The 17,474-nt window shown below is 41.5% G+C and carries 16 protein-coding genes; 8 read left to right on the top strand and 8 right to left on the bottom strand.

Features of this window, described 5'->3' with window-relative positions; all coding sequences use genetic code 11:
* Positions 1–16: 16 nt before the first annotated feature.
* The 3 genes from xerD (at position 17) to recJ (ending at position 3,789) form a co-directional block, all read left to right on the top strand.
* Complete coding sequence (gene xerD, locus Q4574_RS17125; RefSeq protein ID WP_303475732.1) at positions 17–922, top strand: site-specific tyrosine recombinase XerD; 906 nt, start codon at positions 17–19, stop codon at positions 920–922.
* Between the two features lie 225 nt (positions 923–1,147).
* Positions 1,148–1,981, top strand: a complete 834-nt coding sequence (locus tag Q4574_RS17120; RefSeq protein WP_303475729.1) for a thioredoxin fold domain-containing protein — start codon at positions 1,148–1,150, stop codon at positions 1,979–1,981.
* An 80-nt stretch (positions 1,982–2,061) separates the two neighbouring features.
* Entirely contained in the window at positions 2,062–3,789 is a 1,728-nt protein-coding gene (recJ, locus tag Q4574_RS17115; protein WP_303475727.1) for a single-stranded-DNA-specific exonuclease RecJ, read from the top strand.
* Here recJ and yacG read toward each other — a convergent pair.
* The 8 genes from yacG to Q4574_RS17075 all read right to left on the bottom strand — a co-directional run bounded on the left by yacG (position 3,779) and on the right by Q4574_RS17075 (position 10,033).
* The gene (gene yacG, locus Q4574_RS17110) at positions 3,779–4,012 is read right to left on the bottom strand and encodes a DNA gyrase inhibitor YacG (protein ID WP_303475724.1); all 234 of its coding nucleotides are present in this window, start codon (positions 4,010–4,012) and stop codon (positions 3,779–3,781) included. The two genes, recJ and yacG, sit on opposite strands and share 11 nt — an antisense overlap.
* 15 nt (positions 4,013–4,027) lie before the next feature.
* A complete protein-coding gene (zapD, locus tag Q4574_RS17105) occupies positions 4,028–4,780 on the bottom strand; it encodes a cell division protein ZapD (protein WP_303475723.1) in 753 nt (250 codons plus the stop codon).
* A 286-nt stretch (positions 4,781–5,066) separates the two neighbouring features.
* Positions 5,067–5,684, bottom strand: a complete 618-nt coding sequence (gene coaE / locus Q4574_RS17100) for a dephospho-CoA kinase (RefSeq protein WP_303475721.1) — start codon at positions 5,682–5,684, stop codon at positions 5,067–5,069.
* Positions 5,681–6,559 carry an A24 family peptidase gene (locus Q4574_RS17095; RefSeq protein ID WP_303475719.1) on the bottom strand — a complete coding sequence of 293 codons (879 nt, stop codon included), beginning with the start codon at positions 6,557–6,559 and terminating at the stop codon, positions 5,681–5,683. Before Q4574_RS17095 ends, coaE begins: the two co-directional genes overlap by 4 nt.
* 115 nt (positions 6,560–6,674) lie before the next feature.
* Positions 6,675–7,883 (bottom strand): type II secretion system F family protein, encoded by a 1,209-nt coding sequence (locus Q4574_RS17090; protein ID WP_303475717.1) that lies wholly within the window; start codon positions 7,881–7,883, stop codon positions 6,675–6,677.
* A gap of 105 nt (positions 7,884–7,988) precedes the next feature.
* Positions 7,989–8,402, bottom strand: a complete 414-nt coding sequence (locus tag Q4574_RS17085; RefSeq protein ID WP_303475715.1) for a prepilin-type N-terminal cleavage/methylation domain-containing protein — start codon at positions 8,400–8,402, stop codon at positions 7,989–7,991.
* A 205-nt stretch (positions 8,403–8,607) separates the two neighbouring features.
* Positions 8,608–9,447, bottom strand: a complete 840-nt coding sequence (nadC, locus tag Q4574_RS17080; RefSeq protein ID WP_303475713.1) for a carboxylating nicotinate-nucleotide diphosphorylase — start codon at positions 9,445–9,447, stop codon at positions 8,608–8,610.
* Positions 9,448–9,508: 61 nt separating this feature from the next.
* Positions 9,509–10,033, bottom strand: a complete 525-nt coding sequence (locus tag Q4574_RS17075) for a TIGR02281 family clan AA aspartic protease (protein WP_303475712.1) — start codon at positions 10,031–10,033, stop codon at positions 9,509–9,511.
* A 57-nt stretch (positions 10,034–10,090) separates the two neighbouring features.
* Here Q4574_RS17075 and ampD point away from each other — a divergent pair, with 57 nt between their 5' ends.
* The 5 genes from ampD to aceF all read left to right on the top strand — a co-directional run bounded on the left by ampD (position 10,091) and on the right by aceF (position 17,404).
* Complete coding sequence (gene ampD, locus Q4574_RS17070; protein WP_303475710.1) at positions 10,091–10,666, top strand: 1,6-anhydro-N-acetylmuramyl-L-alanine amidase AmpD; 576 nt, start codon at positions 10,091–10,093, stop codon at positions 10,664–10,666.
* Between the two features lie 71 nt (positions 10,667–10,737).
* Positions 10,738–11,562 carry a beta-lactamase regulator AmpE gene (gene ampE / locus Q4574_RS17065; RefSeq protein WP_303475709.1) on the top strand — a complete coding sequence of 275 codons (825 nt, stop codon included), beginning with the start codon at positions 10,738–10,740 and terminating at the stop codon, positions 11,560–11,562.
* 267 nt (positions 11,563–11,829) lie between these two features.
* Positions 11,830–12,585, top strand: coding sequence for a pyruvate dehydrogenase complex transcriptional repressor PdhR (gene pdhR / locus Q4574_RS17060; RefSeq protein WP_303475708.1), 756 nt, complete (start codon positions 11,830–11,832; stop codon positions 12,583–12,585).
* A 133-nt stretch (positions 12,586–12,718) separates the two neighbouring features.
* Positions 12,719–15,391: a pyruvate dehydrogenase (acetyl-transferring), homodimeric type gene (aceE, locus tag Q4574_RS17055; RefSeq protein WP_303475707.1), complete on the top strand. Its 2,673-nt coding sequence runs from the start codon at positions 12,719–12,721 to the stop codon at positions 15,389–15,391.
* A 15-nt stretch (positions 15,392–15,406) separates the two neighbouring features.
* Positions 15,407–17,404, top strand: coding sequence for a dihydrolipoyllysine-residue acetyltransferase (gene aceF, locus Q4574_RS17050; protein ID WP_303475706.1), 1,998 nt, complete (start codon positions 15,407–15,409; stop codon positions 17,402–17,404).
* Positions 17,405–17,474: the final 70 nt, after the last annotated feature.

The raw sequence follows: 17,474 nt of genomic DNA, 5'->3' as shown, positions 1-17,474 counted from the left end.
TGTTAAGGAACAGTAAGTGACAGTACAAGATCATCATTTGACACTCATTGAGACCTTTATCGACTCCATTTGGATTGAAAAAGGGTTAAGTGAGCACACGTTAAGTGCTTATCGCTCAGATCTGTTGAAGTTTTGTATGTTTGCTGAAAAGCAGGAGGCTAACTTTAACCTTCAGCAATTTAATAAATCTGACATTGATCAATACTTAGCCTATCAATACGACTTGAATATGTCAGAACGCAGTATCGCGCGTTTTTTAAGTAGCTTGCGGATGTTCAATATTTATTTGTTGCAATCCAAGTTACGAGAAGATGATCCCATTGCCCAAATGCGTAACCCCAAACTCCCCCAATCCCTGCCTAAAACCTTGAGTGAAGAGCAGGTTGATGATTTGCTCAATGCGCCAAATATAGATAACCCCATTGAGTTTAGAGATAAGGCCATGTTGGAAGTTCTGTACGCCACGGGGTTACGAGTATCGGAATTGGTTTCCTTGCGAATGGAACAAATGGGCTTACAGCAAGGCGTAATTAGAGTAACAGGGAAAGGTAACAAAGAAAGATTAGTGCCCCTAGGTGAAGAAGCCATTGAATGGTTATTGAGGTTCATTAAACTAGCTCGGGGTAACTTATTGAAAGGGGAGTCTGATATTGTCTTTCCGAGTAATCGTGGCCTAATGATGACCAGGCAAACGTTTTGGCACAGGATTAAACATTACGCCCTGGTAGCAGGTATTCAAACTCATCTTTCGCCCCATACATTACGCCATGCGTTTGCGACTCATCTACTGAATCATGGTGCAGATTTGAGGGTTGTACAAATGTTACTAGGACACAGCGATTTATCGACCACACAAATATACACTCATGTGGCGACGCAAAGGTTACAAATGCTGGTGGAAGAGCATCATCCAAGAGGATAGATCAGTAAACTGTATTCATTGCTTTCCAAATACAGGATATGCGTTAAAAAGGTGAAAATATATGCCAAGGTGTACTTTGCTTACATTGGATTATAGCCGCTTTCGTTATAAACTACGGGTTAATCTTGAACACTCAAAATTAACTGTTTAGATGCAATTTTTTATGCATATCGTAGGTCTATATCTTACAACGCAGTGAATAATGGTTAATTAATAGGAAGGTAAATGAAAAACTGGATAAAACCACCGCTAATTTTGGTGACGTTGAGTATTGCAGCAGCGTCGACTTATGCAATGATGCAAGACAAACAGAATTCGTCGGATAGCCAAGATAGCGCTAACGTAATAGTTGAACAACCAGCCGAAATGATGCCTAAAGTTGACTCACAAGTTAATGCTGCCTCGGCCAGTACTGACTATGCTCAAACGAAACAAAAACTAGAAAACGTGTTAGGCCTTAAAGTATTAGCCATAGGTGACTCACCGATTCCTAATCTAGCTCAAGTTTCTACTAATCAAGGGCTATTTTACACCGGTGAAAATGGCAAATATTTAGTAAGTGGCCGCATATTTAATGTGGATGCTGGTATGCGTAATGAGACTGACATTAAATTATCCGAATTGCGTTTAGAAGGGGTTTCAGATTTTTCAGACGAAGATGTTATTGAGTTTAAAGCAAAGGATGAAAAGTACGTAATTAATGTTTTCACTGACATTACTTGCGGTTATTGTCGTAAGTTACATCGAGAAATTGATGACTATAACGACAAAGGTATTACCGTTCGTTATTTAGCGTATCCTCGCGGTGGTCTTAATACTCAAACATATTACGATATGGTTGCAGTGTGGTGTGCTGATGATAAACAAAGTGCCCTTACAGCGGCAAAAACCGGTGCCGATGTAAATGGTTCCACCTGCAGCAATAAAGTTGCTGATGAATATGCATTTGGTACGCGTGTAGGCGTAAATGGGACACCAAACATCATTTTACCTGATGGTTCTTTGGTGGGTGGTTACATGCCAGCTGATGCCTTACTCCAAAAATTATCACAAATCTAATTTAATCTTGGGGCTCAAAGCATTCGCTGTTTTGAGCCTTGTTTCTGTGTTACTTCTGCCATTTCAAACAACGGTAACTTATGCCTGCCAAAATCGTCCGTCGCCAACCTGTCTCTGATTCTCATCTAAACCATATTTCCCAACCTATTATTCGACAAATTTTTGCAAGTCGAGGAATAGAAGATGCAAGTCAGTTGGATAAAGGTGCAAGGGCTTTACTCCATTATCAAAATCTTTCAGGAATCGATGCCGCTGTTGAAGTACTTAGTGACGCTTTGGAGCAACAGCTTAAAATTATCATCGTGGGAGATTTTGATGCCGATGGCGCCACAAGCACAGCATTGACTATGCTGTGTTTGGCGAGAATGGGAGCCCGTGATCACGCTTACCTCGTTCCTAATCGATTTGATTTTGGCTACGGCTTGAGTCCTGAAATAGTCGAGGTTGCCCATCAGCAAGGTGCGCAATTGATTATCACAGTTGATAACGGTATCGCTTGTTTTGGCGGTGTAGATAGAGCGAAAGAGCTGGGCATTAAAGTGCTGGTTACCGATCATCATTTAGCTGCTGACCGTCTTCCCCAAGCTGATGCAATCGTCAACCCTAATCAACCTGGCTGTGAATTTTTATCTAAAAATTTAGCCGGAGTGGGGGTCGCATTTTATTTAATGTTAGCCCTAAGAAATCATTTAAAACAACGTCAATGGTTTGCGGAAAAAGCTATTCCTGAACCTAATTTAGCGGAGTTTTTGGATATTGTTGCATTGGGGACAGTGGCGGACGTGGTGCCTTTGGATAGTAATAATAGAGTGTTAGTTTACCAAGGCTTACAACGTATTCGCAGTGGTAAGTGCCGCCCAGGTATCACAGCCTTAGTGGAAGTGGCAGGGAAGAACGCAGCGACTATGGTATCTAGTGATCTGGGATTCGTACTCGGCCCGCGCCTGAATGCAGCGGGCAGATTAGATGACATGTCTTTGGGAATCGAATGCTTATTGGCTGCAGATCAGGCTAAAGCCAGGCAAATGGCCGTTGAGCTCGATTCACTAAATCGAGAACGCAGAGAAATTCAACAATCTATGCAAGACCAAGCGTTAGCCAGTTTAGAAAGCTTGGAAATTGATGGCGACCAATGGAAAAATGGGATCGTTGTATATCAAGCAGATTTTCACCAAGGCGTTATTGGCATTGTTGCGGGTAAAATCAAAGAAAAATACAATCGTCCTACCATTGCATTTGCAAATCAAGACGATGACACCTTAAAAGGCTCAGCCAGATCAATCACTGGTCTACATATTCGCGACTTGCTAGAAGAAATCAACAGTCGCTATCCTGATATGATTGTTAAGTTTGGTGGTCATGCTATGGCCGCTGGCTTAACAATAGCCGCCAACAAGTTTGCCGCATTTAAACAGGTTTTCGAGCAAGTTAGTCATGAATTATTAAAAGATCGCGATTTAAGCGGGCAGGTTCTCAGTGATGGGGAACTTTCACAGCAAGAATTCTCCCTTGAGTTTGCGCAGCAGTTAAAAGATTGCGGACCTTGGGGGCAAGGATTTCCTGAGCCTATTTTTGATGGCGTTTTTACACCTGTCGATCAAAAATTATTAGCTGGCAAACATCTCAAGCTTATGCTGAAAAGTGAGTCAGGGGTATTAGTGGATGCCATAGCATTTAATATTGACCCAGATCTTTGGCCCAATCATAGCTGTAAGCAAGTTCAACTTGCTTACAAGTTGGATATAAACGAGTTTCGAGGGCGAGTGAATTTGCAATTAATGATAGAAGCGTTAGAGCCTATTCTTTAAAAAAATCCTGTTGCTTTTGCGCCAACATGGCTTCAATGTCTTCAATATCAGGTAGTGACGTACTTGTATTATTGGTTTCCGAGTTTTGTGTTGCAATCACTTTTTCTTCATTTGACCATTCGCCCAGATCAATAAGTTGGCAACGTTTACAACAAAATGGTCGGAATAAACTTGATTCATTCCATTCTACTTTTTTTGAGCAAGTGGGACAGCTTACTACCATAGTAAATTTAAACTCCTAACAACTGGCAATTTTAAACGGGATAGACTCATGCACTTGACTACTGCCATTTTCATTGGCGGTAAATAACATAAATCGAATTGCATAACGGTATTTGTTGCCACTTAACATGGGGTAATAACCTTCATCGGTGATACTTTGGATGCGAATTAATTCACTTTTATCATCTGCAATGCCTTGATAAAAACCCTTTTCAGCCGTGATGTCGGTAAATCTGCCACGTTCACGTAAAAACGCTAAGGTGATATCGATAGCTTCATTAATTAAGTTGAATTCTTTTAACCAGTTATCAATATCGGTGCGGATCAATTCTAACGGTTGCTTTATCCAGTAATGTAAATTGGGTAAATCAAAACTACAGGTACCGCCGGGTATTGAAAAACGCTGTCTAATTGAACTTAAAAACTTATCTTCTTTCAGTGAAGCGCCCACTTTCTTAGAGTGTTTAAGTTGATCTCTAAGGTGAAGTATTTTTTGTAATGCTGCCTGGAGTGCTTCAGAGTCAATTTTTGGATGCTGTGACCAAAACACTAAGTTTTTTTCATGAACTTCAATGTCTTTTAAAATGTCACTGCGTAAATCCAGTCGCTCTAAGAGGTCGAGTAACGTAAAAAGAGCCTCAAAAAAACTCATAAACTGCCAGTCTTCTTGGGCTTGTGCGCTTTGCTTGAGCTGAATAAACAACTGTTCAAGACGGAGATAAGTCCTGACTTTTTCGTTTAATGGAAACTCATAAACAGCTAATGACATTGATTATCCTAAAGAATTTATACGCAGACGGAAGATTTATTGTTCTTAAAAAGCAAATCAAAATAGTTAGAACTGACTATTGAATGATTATTCTTATTGGGAACTACACCGCAAAACGCGTCAGATTTCAACCCCAAGATAATAAAGTTGTAAATCAAATGACTCCAGAAAATACAGGAATAAGGGTTCTCAATCTGAAATGCAGCGTTAAGCACTATAACTTAACATATTTTCGAAAGGGGTAAGTAGTTTGTCTAGCAATATAGATGTTTGCTGTAAATTTAACTTAAACCACAACAGCTTGATTGTTTGCCAGTACTAAATATTGTTGGTGTAATTGCTCAACTTGTTTTTTTAAGTCAATTATCAGTCCGTTATTATCGATCACGTCGTCAGCATGGCTTAAGCGTACTTCGCGGGATACTTGATTAGCCATTATGTTTTTAATTTGTTGGCTGGATTGTTGATCTCTGTTCGACGCTCGTTGCAATTGAACATCTTCGCACACATCAACTACCAAAACCCGATTGACCATTGCCATCATATTATTTTCGACTAATAAGGGGACAGCAAGAATGCAGTAGGGCGATTTTGCTTGCTTTAATTGGCGTTGCATATTCTTGCGGATCATTGGATGCAGCAGATTGTCTAGCCAGACTTTCAACTTAGGATCAGAAAATACCACCTCTCTTACATACTGCCTATTTAAATTACCATCTGCTAACAACGATTTTTCACCTAACTTTTTGGCAATAACATGCAGTGCTGGACTGCCTGGCTCTACCACTTCACGAGCGATAACATCAGCATCAATGACGTCAATACCCATATCAGAAAATATATCGGAAACGGCTGTTTTGCCGCTACCTATACCGCCAGTTAACCCAATTACGTAATCACTCATGCTAAAGCCCAACTCCAATACCAGTTAGCGATACTTTCACCATAAATTAACGTTAGCCAACCAGCAATTGCTAGGTAAGGCCCGAAAGGGATATGGCTACCTTTATCTTTTCCCTTAATCAATAAATAACTAATTCCGATTATTGCGCCCACAAAGGATGAGAGCAGAATAATGATGGGAAGATACTGCCAACCCACCCATGCACCTAAAGCTGCTAGTAATTTAAAATCACCATAGCCCATACCTTCCTTGCCAGTCAGTAATTTAAATAACCAATAAACACTCCATAAGCTTAGGTAACCCGCAGCAGCGCCAATGATCGCGTCCTTGGGCGTAACAAATACGTCCATAGTACTCAGTATCAGTCCCAACCATAAAATAGGCAGAGTGATTTGGTCGGGTAACAGCATTTTATCGATATCAATAAAGATTAAGGCCACTAAACACCACGTCAGCAAAACTGCAGCAGCGGCTTGCCAACCAAATCCAAAGTGCCATGCGATAGCCACACTGGTTAAAGCGGTGAAAAGTTCTACGGCAGGGTAGCGAATTGAAATGGGATTTTTACATTGGGAGCATTTTCCCCTCAAGAACAACCAGCTAATAACCGGAATATTTTCCCAAGCTCGTATTTTATGTTGGCATTTGGGGCAAGTAGAATCGGGTTTGACTAAATTGAATGTTTCTTGGCTAGTTTGCTCAGACGTTTCTGGGTGAAAGTACTGTTGATATTCTTGTTTCCAACTCCGCTCCATTATTACCGGTAAACGATAAATAACTACATTTAAAAAACTGCCTACTAATAAACTGATAATAAAAACGAAACTAATAAAAAATATAGGGGACTCGGCTAGTAGCTCAAACATCGCAGGCATATATAGGTTCTTATTAAAGTGAAAAATATTTTTTCTAAGCTTGCCAGAAAAGTGTTTAGGTAGAAACCTTTCTAGCAAGCATATTACGAATTATATAACGTGATGCTGACTTTTACTAAACCACGTTACCCATTTGGAAGATAGGTAAATACATCGCCACAATCAAACCACCTATCACCACACCTAATACAGCCATAATCATCGGTTCTAATAAACTCGTTAAACCATCAACCATATCATCTACTTCTGCTTCGTAAATGGTTGCAATTTTACTGAGCATATCATCCACAGCTCCGGATTCTTCGCCTATGGCAATCATCTGTGTGACCATATCTGGAAACACCCCAGTGGCGCGCATTGCCGTATTCATTTGCATACCGCCAGCAACTTCCCGCTTAATAAATAAAATCGCATCGCGGAATACGGCATTCCCAGACGCGCCTGCCGCTGAATCTAATGCGCCAATCAAAGGCACACCCGCAGCAAAAGTAGTGGCAAGGGTGCGGGTAAATCGCGCAATGGAGGCTTTTTTCAAAATTTCGCCAATCACTGGAATTTTTAGGACTTTCTTATCAACACTGTCTCGTAAATTTCGTGACTTTTTATGGGCGCGAATAAAGAGCACAGCGGCAATGGCTACCCCCGCGGCGATAAAAATACCGAAGTCTTGCACAAACTGGGAAATTGCCAACACGAAAAGTGTAAACGCGGGTAATTCTGCGCCAAAACTACTAAAAATCTCTTCAAATTGCGGCACCACAAATACCAGTAGGATAGTCGTAACGATAAAAGCCACCACCACAACTGCAATTGGGTAGAACATGGCTTTTTTGATTTTTGATTTTAGGGCTTCGGCTTTTTCTTTATATGTTGCAATGCGGTCATAGATGGTTTCCAGAGCCCCGGATTGCTCTCCGGTTTCCACTAAGTCGCAATATAGATCTTCAAATTGGTCAGGGTGTTTGCGTAGGGCACTTGATAACGGATTACCTGCTTTTACCTCATCGGCAATTTCAGAAAGCAACCGGCGCATGCTTTGTTTTGCATGGCCTTGGGCTATCATGTCGATGGTTTGAATTAAGGTAACACCGGCTCCGAGCATAGTGGCTATTTGCCGGGAAACCACACTGATATCCTGGGCAGAGACTTTGTCTTTTCTACCAAACAAGGGTTTGGCTAGCTTTTTAACCTTGGTGGCAGAGACACCTTGACGGCGGAGCATATTCTTCGCTTCAGATAAAGAAAGTGCGCTAATTTCGCCTTTGCGATTGTGGCCTTTTTTATCTACGCCAATCCAAGTGTAAACTTCTGCAGTCTTTGCCATGATTCGAACCCAATTATCTTAATGTTGAGACGAAAAAGCCCAGATAACCTGGGCTTTACATTATATTTTATTACTAAGTTTAAGCAATTTACTACACTATCGGTATTAACAAAGAGTAGTTGGGTTACATGCTGAAGCCCATTCAACACGACCACCTGATAGAGTTGGCGTCAAAGTGAAAGTAGCAGCATCTAATGAAGAACTATCAGATTTGTAAGTTGCTACAATTACACCATCAGTAGTGGATAAACCGTTCACTGTTGCAGTTGCAGCGATGTCAGTAGGGATACCACTTGCACCACCGTCACAGGCTGTCAATGCATTGTTAACCTGAGCACATACTTCAACGGCTGATTTCGCTGCTGCAGTCGCATTCGTTATTTCAGAGAATTTTGCTTTATCCGTGTAACCTTGGTACGCAGGTAATGCGATGGCTGCAAGAATACCGATAATCGCTACAACGATCATCAATTCAATTAGTGTAAAACCTTTGTTGTTAGTCATTTGAGTCATTTTCATGGTATTTATCTCCTGCACCAATTAGTGCGATTTAAGTTACTGTAAAATAGTTAGTTAAGTTGTTTGTTGCCACAACAACGTTTGCGTTTGATGGCGTCCTCGTTGAATTCATAATCAGTATAGAACGAGATCCGTTACTGACAAGTATGTAGAAACATACTCAAGTCTCGTTCATCAAACAAAAATACAGCGCTTAAATATTTAACTAATTGATTCTAAGGGATAAATCAATAGACTTGACATCCTTGGTTAATGCCCCTGATGACACAAAATCTATACCTATACCCCGTAAGTTTTGCAATTTTTCTTGGGTTATATTGCCTGAAACTTCCAATTTAACGGTTTTTTGATTGATCAAAACTGCTTGACTTAGCATTTCGTGATCAAAATTATCTAACATTACAATATCAGCTCTTGCATCTATGGCTTGTTTAAGCTCATCAAGGCTTTCCACCTCAACTTCTACTTTCGCTTGTGGCTTGTTTTGCCGCGCTTGTTGCACTGCATTAGCAATAGAACCGCAAGCAAGTATATGGTTTTCCTTTATTAAGAACGCATCAAATAAACCGATGCGGTGATTTTGCGCTCCTCCACATTTCACTGCATATTTTTGGGCCAAGCGCATACCGGGAATGGTTTTACGCGTGTCTAGTAAGGTGATACCGCTGCCAGAAAGTAAATCAACATAGGCTTTAGTTGTGGTTGCAGTACCTGATAAAGTTTGCAAAAAGTTCAGTGCCGTGCGCTCAGCGGTTAATATGGAGCGGGCAGAGCCGGACAGCTCGCAGAAGATTTGATTGGCGGTACATTCATCGCCATCGGCCACTAACCAATTCACGTTGATGTCAGGGTTGACTTGGTTAAACGTCTCTGTTGCCCATTGAATTCCACAAATAATGCAGTCTTCTCGGGTTAAAATAGATGCCTTGACCATAACATCGTTGCTAATTAACGCAGCCGTAATATCTCCATCTATGGGGCCTAAGCCATTTAAGTCTTCGTTAAGCGCTTGCTCAACATCTTTGGTTATCAAATTTTGATTCATATAAAAGTCACACAAGTAAAGTAGTGGCAGATTAGCCTAGGGGGTAATCTATTCAGTATTGTTAATGTCGCAGTATCAACCAATCACCGCGTTGAGTAAATTCCAACTGTTTGAGTACACTCATACCTAACAGTATTTCATCACTTAACATGCCGGGGTTGATACTGGCACGAACGTTGTTTATTCGAATTGAGCCTAAATCCAGTTGTTGTATATTTGTTTGTGCTACTGTCACGTTGCCATTGGCCGTTGAAACTGTATATCTTGCACCGGCTACCAACCCTAATTCATTTGCCAGGTGAGCAGGCACAGAAACATTGGTTGCTCCGGTATCCAATAAAAACGTCACAGGTTGATCATTAATCAGACCACTAGCGACATAGTGTCCCATTCGATTACGCTTAAGCTTGACTTCAACCGCACCATTGTTGAGTTGACTTTCAGGATTCTGATTGGGATTGATTTGTTTTTCTAATCGATCACCGAAATACAGCGATAGCAGCAACAGGCCAACTATCCAAAAGGCGAAAAACATCCATTTTCCTATTTTAGTGGAGTTTTCCGCTGGTGATTGATTTTGTTCCATTCTATACCCTGCTATGCTGCTTCTTTATCGCTTTTAAACTAACGGCTTGTTTTATATATGGTCTCAGACACCAGATTGCAAATACACGCGGGTTGGCTTGACTCGGTTAAACGCTCAGAATGTGAACATTTTGATTGTAGACCAGATCCCAATGATATCAGTCTATTGGTAATCCACAATATATCATTGCCACCAGGGGAGTTCGGTGGCCCGTATATTTTAGATTTTTTTGCGGGTAAGCTTCAGCCGCATATTCATCCTATGTTCGAACAAATTTACCAAATGCGCGTGTCTGCTCACCTGTTAATTCGAAGAGATGGTCAAATCGTCCAATTTGTAGGCTTTGAAAACCGTGCCTGGCACGCAGGTGTCTCTTCCTTTCAAGGTCGTACCAGATGCAATGACTTTTCCATTGGCATTGAGTTAGAAGGAACAGATAATACCGAATATAGTGCACAGCAATATGCAGCGTTAGTTCGAGCAACACACGCCATCGTTGCTCAATATCCTTTAATTAATTTGTCTAGGATAGTTGGGCACAATGATATTGCTCCGGGGCGAAAAACGGATCCTGGTGTGAGCTTTGACTGGGGCAGGTATCGACAACAGATTGGTTTTTTCTATAATTCTTAACCCTGTTTCTCGTGATTTTTAATGCAATCCACAGTTTTTTTAAATGAAGATAATTAACAAAAGGAAGTTCCATGACATTAATAAGCTTAATTGTGGTTTTAATGGCAGAGCGTATAGCCACCCAAACTAAATATTGGCGAGAGAGTTTTTACAATGGAATATACCAAAATTTCTTAACCCGCAAAGGTATCTTTTCTGAAGATATGACCAGTATTACTTTTTTAGCGGTTGTGTTAATCCCTGCTTTTTTCATTCTGGTGCTGCTAAATAGCGTGGATAACTCGTTAATTAGATTAATTCTCGATACTGCTATTTTAATGGTATGTATCGGTTGCCCAAAGTTGCGGGAAATTTATAAATGTTATCTGCAAGCAGCAAATAGAGGTGATTTTCAAGCTTGTTCACTGTATGCGGATCAATTAGGACACAGCGGTGACAGCCCAAGGTCATTTGGTCAAGCCTTAGTTTGGTTGAATTACCAGCATTATGCAGCTGTCATTATTTGGTTTGCCATTCTGGGCCCTGCTGGTGCCGTGATGTATGTAATAGCAAGAAGCTCAACAGAAGCTTATAAAAATGAATATCAGCAAGACCTCACTATCGCTGAACAATTAATGGCGGTACTTGATTGGCTGCCTGTCAGAATAACCACCTTAGGATTACTTTTAATGGGGCATTTTTCCAAAGCGCTTCCCATATGGTTAACCTATTTATTTGACCTTAGTATTTCAGCTAAAGAAATGTTATGCAGTGTTGCTGATGCTGCAGAGGAAGTCGAATGTGATAAATCAGACTATACTGAAGAACCTTGTACTCTGGTTCGATTAGCAAAACGAAATGTAATGTTTTTAGTGGTGTTAATTTCGGTGTTGTCCCTTTCGGGTTGGCTGAGGTAAATTAACTGCACTTTGCGCCAATTTGCGGATTGTGGTCTGACCATTCATGAAAAGCCTTTAAAAATAGGTTGTTTAACAACTTTCGAGTTTTTTTAACAGAATGTTTGAAAAAGTTTTTCAGGTAAAAGGTTTACGTAATTAAATAACTAGTCTAACCTATTAGGTAAAATGGTCTTACCAATTTTAGTGTGTGGGTGTAGCAGAAGCGTTTTTTGCTAATTAACACTATGGCGAGCCCTAACACTTTTTGAGGAAGCACGCGCAAACATGCAACGCATACAGTCACGAAAACTTTCTGATGTGATTACTGAAGAGTTGGAATCAATGATCATTGACGGCCGTTTATTAGCCGGGCAAAAGTTACCATCTGAGCGTGAACTTGCCGAGAAGTTTGCTGTTTCTAGGCCGTCCTTGCGTGAAGCGATTCAAAATTTAGAAGCCCGCGGTTTATTGTTGCGTAAACAAGGCGGCGGTACTTTTGTCAAGCGCAACTTAACTGCATCGGTTACAGATCCACTAATGGATCTCATTGCCAAACGACCAGAAACTCAATTTGATTTATTAGAATTTCGTCATGCTTTAGAAGGCATGGCGGCTTATTATGCTGCCTTGCGAGGGCAACCAGAAGATTATATCAAACTCGAAAATGCACTAGCCTCGATTTCAGAGCTTTCTAAAAAGTCAGACAAAACGGATTTGTCCAAAGCCTTGGTGGAGTTTTATCTTGCCATGGCCATGGCTTCACATAATTTAGTGTTAGTGCATGTTATGCGTAGTTTGAAATCAATGTTGCAGGAAAATATCAAAGCGAACTTTGAAATGTTGGCAATTCGAGATGATGTTACTGACATTATTCATAAGCAGCGTGAAAAAATATTAGCTGGCATAGTTTCTCGTAATCCAGAAACAGCTAGACAAGCAAGTAATGAACATTTGGCGTTCATTGAAGATATTTTGTTAGAGATCAATCGACAAGATACCCGAGTGCAACGGGCACTTAGAAGAATTGAAATACAGGAATAACCTTTTTGGCAAAGTTAATTTTGCTAATTTATGTAATTTACTTACTGAACTGAAAGAAAAGAATATGAAAATAAACTATTCTTTGTTTTCTCGGTCAGTAAATTTATCTTTAAACTAACTAAAGGAAAGCACCATGGCTGATATGATGCATCCGGATGTGGATCCACAAGAAACCCAGGAATGGATAGAAGCCCTAGACGCAGTACTTGAAGAAGAGGGTGTAGAACGCGCCCACTACTTATTAGAAAGCTTGATAGAAAAGGCTCGCCGTAATGGTGCGTACTTACCCTATACAGCAACAACTGCCTATATAAACACCATTCCCGCAGGTCAAGAACCGACTATGCCCGGGGATCAAACGATTGAAGCTAAAATTCGTCAAGCAATCCGTTGGAATGCAATGATGATGGTTTTGCGCGGCTCTAAGAAAGATTTAGAGTTAGGTGGCCATATATCAAGTTTTGCATCCTCAGCTATGCTTTATGATGTGGGCTTTAACCACTTTTTCCGCGCACCTAACGACAAGGATGGCGGCGATTATTTATTTGTTCAGGGGCATGTTTCTCCCGGCATATATTCGCGAGCTTACATCGAAGGTCGTTTATCGGAAGAGCAGTTAGATGGATTCCGTCAGGAAGTGGATGGCAAGGGGATTTCTTCATACCCGCATCCTAAATTGATGCCAGATTTTTGGCAGTTTCCAACGGTATCTATGGGCTTAGGTCCAATGCAGGCTATCTATCTAGCCCGTTTCTTAAAATACCTTACCAATCGTGGACTAAAAGATTGTTCAGAACAGCGCGTATGGTGTTTCATGGGTGATGGTGAAGTGGATGAGCCAGAAAGTTTAGGTGCTATTGGTCTAGCTTCCCGTGAAGGTTTAGACAACTTAACATTCGTTATTAACTGTAATTTGCAACGTCTAGATGGACCTGTTCGTGGTAATGGAAAGATTATCCAAGAATTAGAAGGGACATTCCGCGGAGCAGGTTGGGAAGTCATCAAAGTGATTTGGGGTCGCTATTGGGATCCGCTTTTAGCGCGTGACACTTCTGGAAAGTTACTTGATGTAATGAATGAAACGGTAGATGGTGAATACCAAAACTACAAAGCTAAAGGAGGCGCTTACACCCGTGAGAACTTCTTTGGAAAATACCCAGAACTGAAAGAAATGGTTTCAAATATGTCAGATGACGATATCTGGCGTTTGAATCGTGGTGGGCACGATCCGGTTAAAGTTTATGCTGCTTATAAACGCGCTTCAGAAACCCAAGGTCGTCCGCAGGTAATTCTTGCCAAGACCGTTAAAGGTTATGGTTTAGGTTCTGCTGGTGAAGGTAAGAATATCGCCCATAACGTTAAGAAGATGGATATCGATGCGGTTCGCCAATATCGTGATCGCTTCAATATTCCGGTTGCTGATGAGGATCTTGAAAACTTACCTTATTACAAGTTTTCTGAAGATAGCCCAGAGTTAACTTATCTTAGACGACGCAGAGAAAAACTGTTTGGATATATGCCAACCCGTTTAGCTGACAGCACAGAAGATTTACCTGCGATACCGTTAAAGTCTTTCGAAGCTATCACTAAAGGCTCTGGAGAGCGTGAGATCTCCACAACCATGGCCTTTGTTCGCGTCTTGACTGTTATGCTCAAAGATAAACAGATTGGTAGTCGTATCGTACCTATTATTCCTGATGAAGCCCGTACTTTTGGTATGGAAGGTTTGTTCCGCCAAGTGGGTATTTATTCTAGTCAGGGACAAAAATATGTTCCTCAAGATGCTGATCAAGTGGCCTACTATCGTGAAGATAAAAAAGGTCAGGTGTTACAAGAAGGGATTAACGAACTCGGTGCTATGGCGTCGTGGTTAGCAGCAGGGACGTCATACTCGACCAATAATTTACCTATGATCCCAGTCTACATTTATTACTCTATGTTTGGTTTCCAACGTGTGGGTGATATGGCGTGGGCAGCCGGTGATAGTCAGGCAAGAGGATTCTTGGTAGGTGGAACCGCTGGCCGGACGACACTCAATGGTGAGGGCTTACAGCATCAAGATGGACATAGCCACGTGCAAGCGGCTCTGATTCCAAACTGTGTGACTTACGATCCGACTTATGGTTACGAAGTGGCCGTTGTGGTACAAGACGGTTTACGTCGAATGGGTGAAAATCATGAGAATGTTTTCTACTACTTAACGGTAATGAACGAAAACTATGCCCAGCCAGAAATGCCTAAAGGGGCAGAAGAAGGCATCATTAAAGGGATATATTCTCTAGAAAAAGTAGGCACAGCGAAGAGTAAGAAGAAAGTTAAATTACTTGGTTCTGGTACTATTTTGTTGCAAGTGCGTGAAGCTGCGCAATTGTTGAAAGACAAGTTCTCTGTTGCTTCTGAAGTATATAGTGTGCCTTCATTTAATGAATTGGCCCGTGATGGTTTAGATTGTGAACATTACAATATGCTTAATCCAGACAAAAAAGCAAAAGTACCTTATATCACCAGCGTACTTGAAGAAGGGTTCGAAGGACCTACTATTGCCGCTACTGATTACGTTAAAAACTACGCAGACCAAGTTCGTGCATTTGTTCCAGGTCAATATAAAGTGCTAGGTACAGACGGGTTTGGACGTTCTGATAGTCGTCCTAACTTGCGTCACCATTTCGAAGTTGATGCTAAGTTTATCGCCTTAGCTGCGCTAACTGAGTTAAGCAAAGCCGGTGATATCGATAAGAAAGTTGTACTAGAGGCTATCAAAGAGTTTGGTATTGATGGCGACAAACTTAATCCGCTTTACGCGTAATTGGGAGGACTCAAAATGTCAGATTTAAAAGATGTATTGGTCCCCGATGTGGGCGGTGAAGAAGTAGAAGTTATCGAAATTTGTGTCTCGGTTGGCGAAGAGGTTGAAGCTGAATCTTCCCTAATAACGGTAGAAAGTGATAAGTCCAGTATGGATATTCCTGCGCCGTTTGCAGGCTCAGTTGCCGATATTCTGGTAAAGGTTGGCGATAAAGTCAGTCAAGATACTTTGATAATGAAACTTGCTGCTGAAGGTGCTTCGTCAGAAGCACCAGCGTCTGATGCAACGCCAGAAAAAGCACCAGAATCAACGCCACAAACGTCCCAAGCTGCCGCAAGTTCAAGCAGTGAAGTGATTGAAGTTAAAGTGCCTGATATTGGCGGTGATACCGATGTGGATGTTATCGAAGTACTGGTTGCTGAAGGCGATGAAATTGAAGCTGAAACCGGTTTAATTACGTTGGAAACTGATAAGGCCACAATGGACGTACCATCACCTGCAGCGGGTGTGGTTAAGTCCTTAAAAATTAAAGTGGGCGACAAAGTTTCTGAAGGAACCTTAGTACTTGAGTTAGCAACGCAAGGTGCATCAGACTCAAGCGCTGAAGCCGCGCCTGCAGCGTCAGAACCTGCATCCGCGCCAGCTCAAGAAGCAACTGTTTCAGAAGAGCCTGCAACAGAAGAGGCAGATTCCGGTGAAGAAACGACGTCTGTGATTGATGTTAACGTCCCAGATATTGGTGGCGACACTGATGTCGATGTGATTGAAGTACTAGTTGCAGCTGGTGATGAGATTGAAGCTGAAGCCGGACTGGTCACGTTGGAAACAGATAAGGCTACGATGGACGTGCCGTCACCCAAAAGTGGTACGGTAAAAAGTGTTGAACTCAAAGTCGGTGATAAAGTGTCTGAAGGTAGTTTGGTTATTACCCTTGAAGTCACTGAAAAATCAGCGCCTAAGGCTGCGGCCCCTGCTCCTGCACAAAAAGCTGCGGCACCTGCTGCCCCAGCTCAAGCAGCGCCTGCAAGTGCTCGCAAACCTCCAGTTCCTCATCATCCTTCTGCGGCTGATAAAAAGTCCAGTGGTAAAGTGCATGCTTCACCCTCGGTACGACGCCTAGCAAGAGAGTTTGGTGTCGATTTAACTCAGGTAACTGGTAGCGGTCCTAAGAAACGTATTTTAAAAGAAGATGTTCAATCTTTTGTTAAATATGAATTATCACGTCCTAAGATGACGCCAGGTTCATCGGTAGGAAGCGGTTCAGGTGGTTTGCAAGTACTCGCTCCACCTAAAGTGGATTTTGCTAAGTTTGGTGAAGTGGAAGAAGTTCCTCTTACGCGAATTCAGAAAATTTCTGGACCGAATCTGCATCGCAATTGGGTAACGATTCCACATGTTACTCAGTTTGAAGAAGCGGATATTACTGAGTTAGAAAAATTCCGTAAAGAACAAAATGTCATCGCCGAAAAACGTAAACTCGGGGTTAAAATCACACCGCTAGTGTTTATGATGAAAGCGGTAGCTGATGCGTTAAAGGCCTATCCAGTATTTAATACATCGTTATCTGAATCTGGTGAATCTTTGATCCAGAAAAAGTACTACCATATTGGTATTGCGGTTGAGACGCCAGGAGGACTTGTTGTTCCTGTTGTGCGTGATGTAGATAAAAAAGGTATTGTCGAAATATCTCGTGAGCTTACTGAAATTAGTATTAAAGCCAGAGAAGGCAAATTGAAAGGCCCTGATATGCAGGGGAGTTGTTTTACTATCTCTAGCTTAGGTGGCATTGGTGGTACGGCATTTACGCCTATCGTAAATGCTCCTGATGTGGCTATTTTGGGTGTCTCAAAGAGTGAGATGAAACCTAAATGGAATGGTAAAGATTTTGAACCAAGACTTATGTTACCACTATCATTGTCATACGATCACCGTGTGATCGATGGTGCTGTGGCTGCACGCTTTGCGGTGCACCTAAGCAATGTGTTAGCAGATCTTCGTCAAATTCTACTTTAGCTAGCAATATAGGTGCGCTTATATATAAATAATGTAAAAGCGCACTTTTTTGATATTTTTCGTGATTAGT

The sequence above is a fragment of the Aliiglaciecola sp. 3_MG-2023 genome (assembly GCF_030548205.1).
GTDB lineage: Bacteria > Pseudomonadota > Gammaproteobacteria > Enterobacterales > Alteromonadaceae > Aliiglaciecola.
The sequence above is the reverse complement of the archived record's forward strand: the minus strand, read 5'-3'. Positions and strand labels throughout refer to the sequence as shown.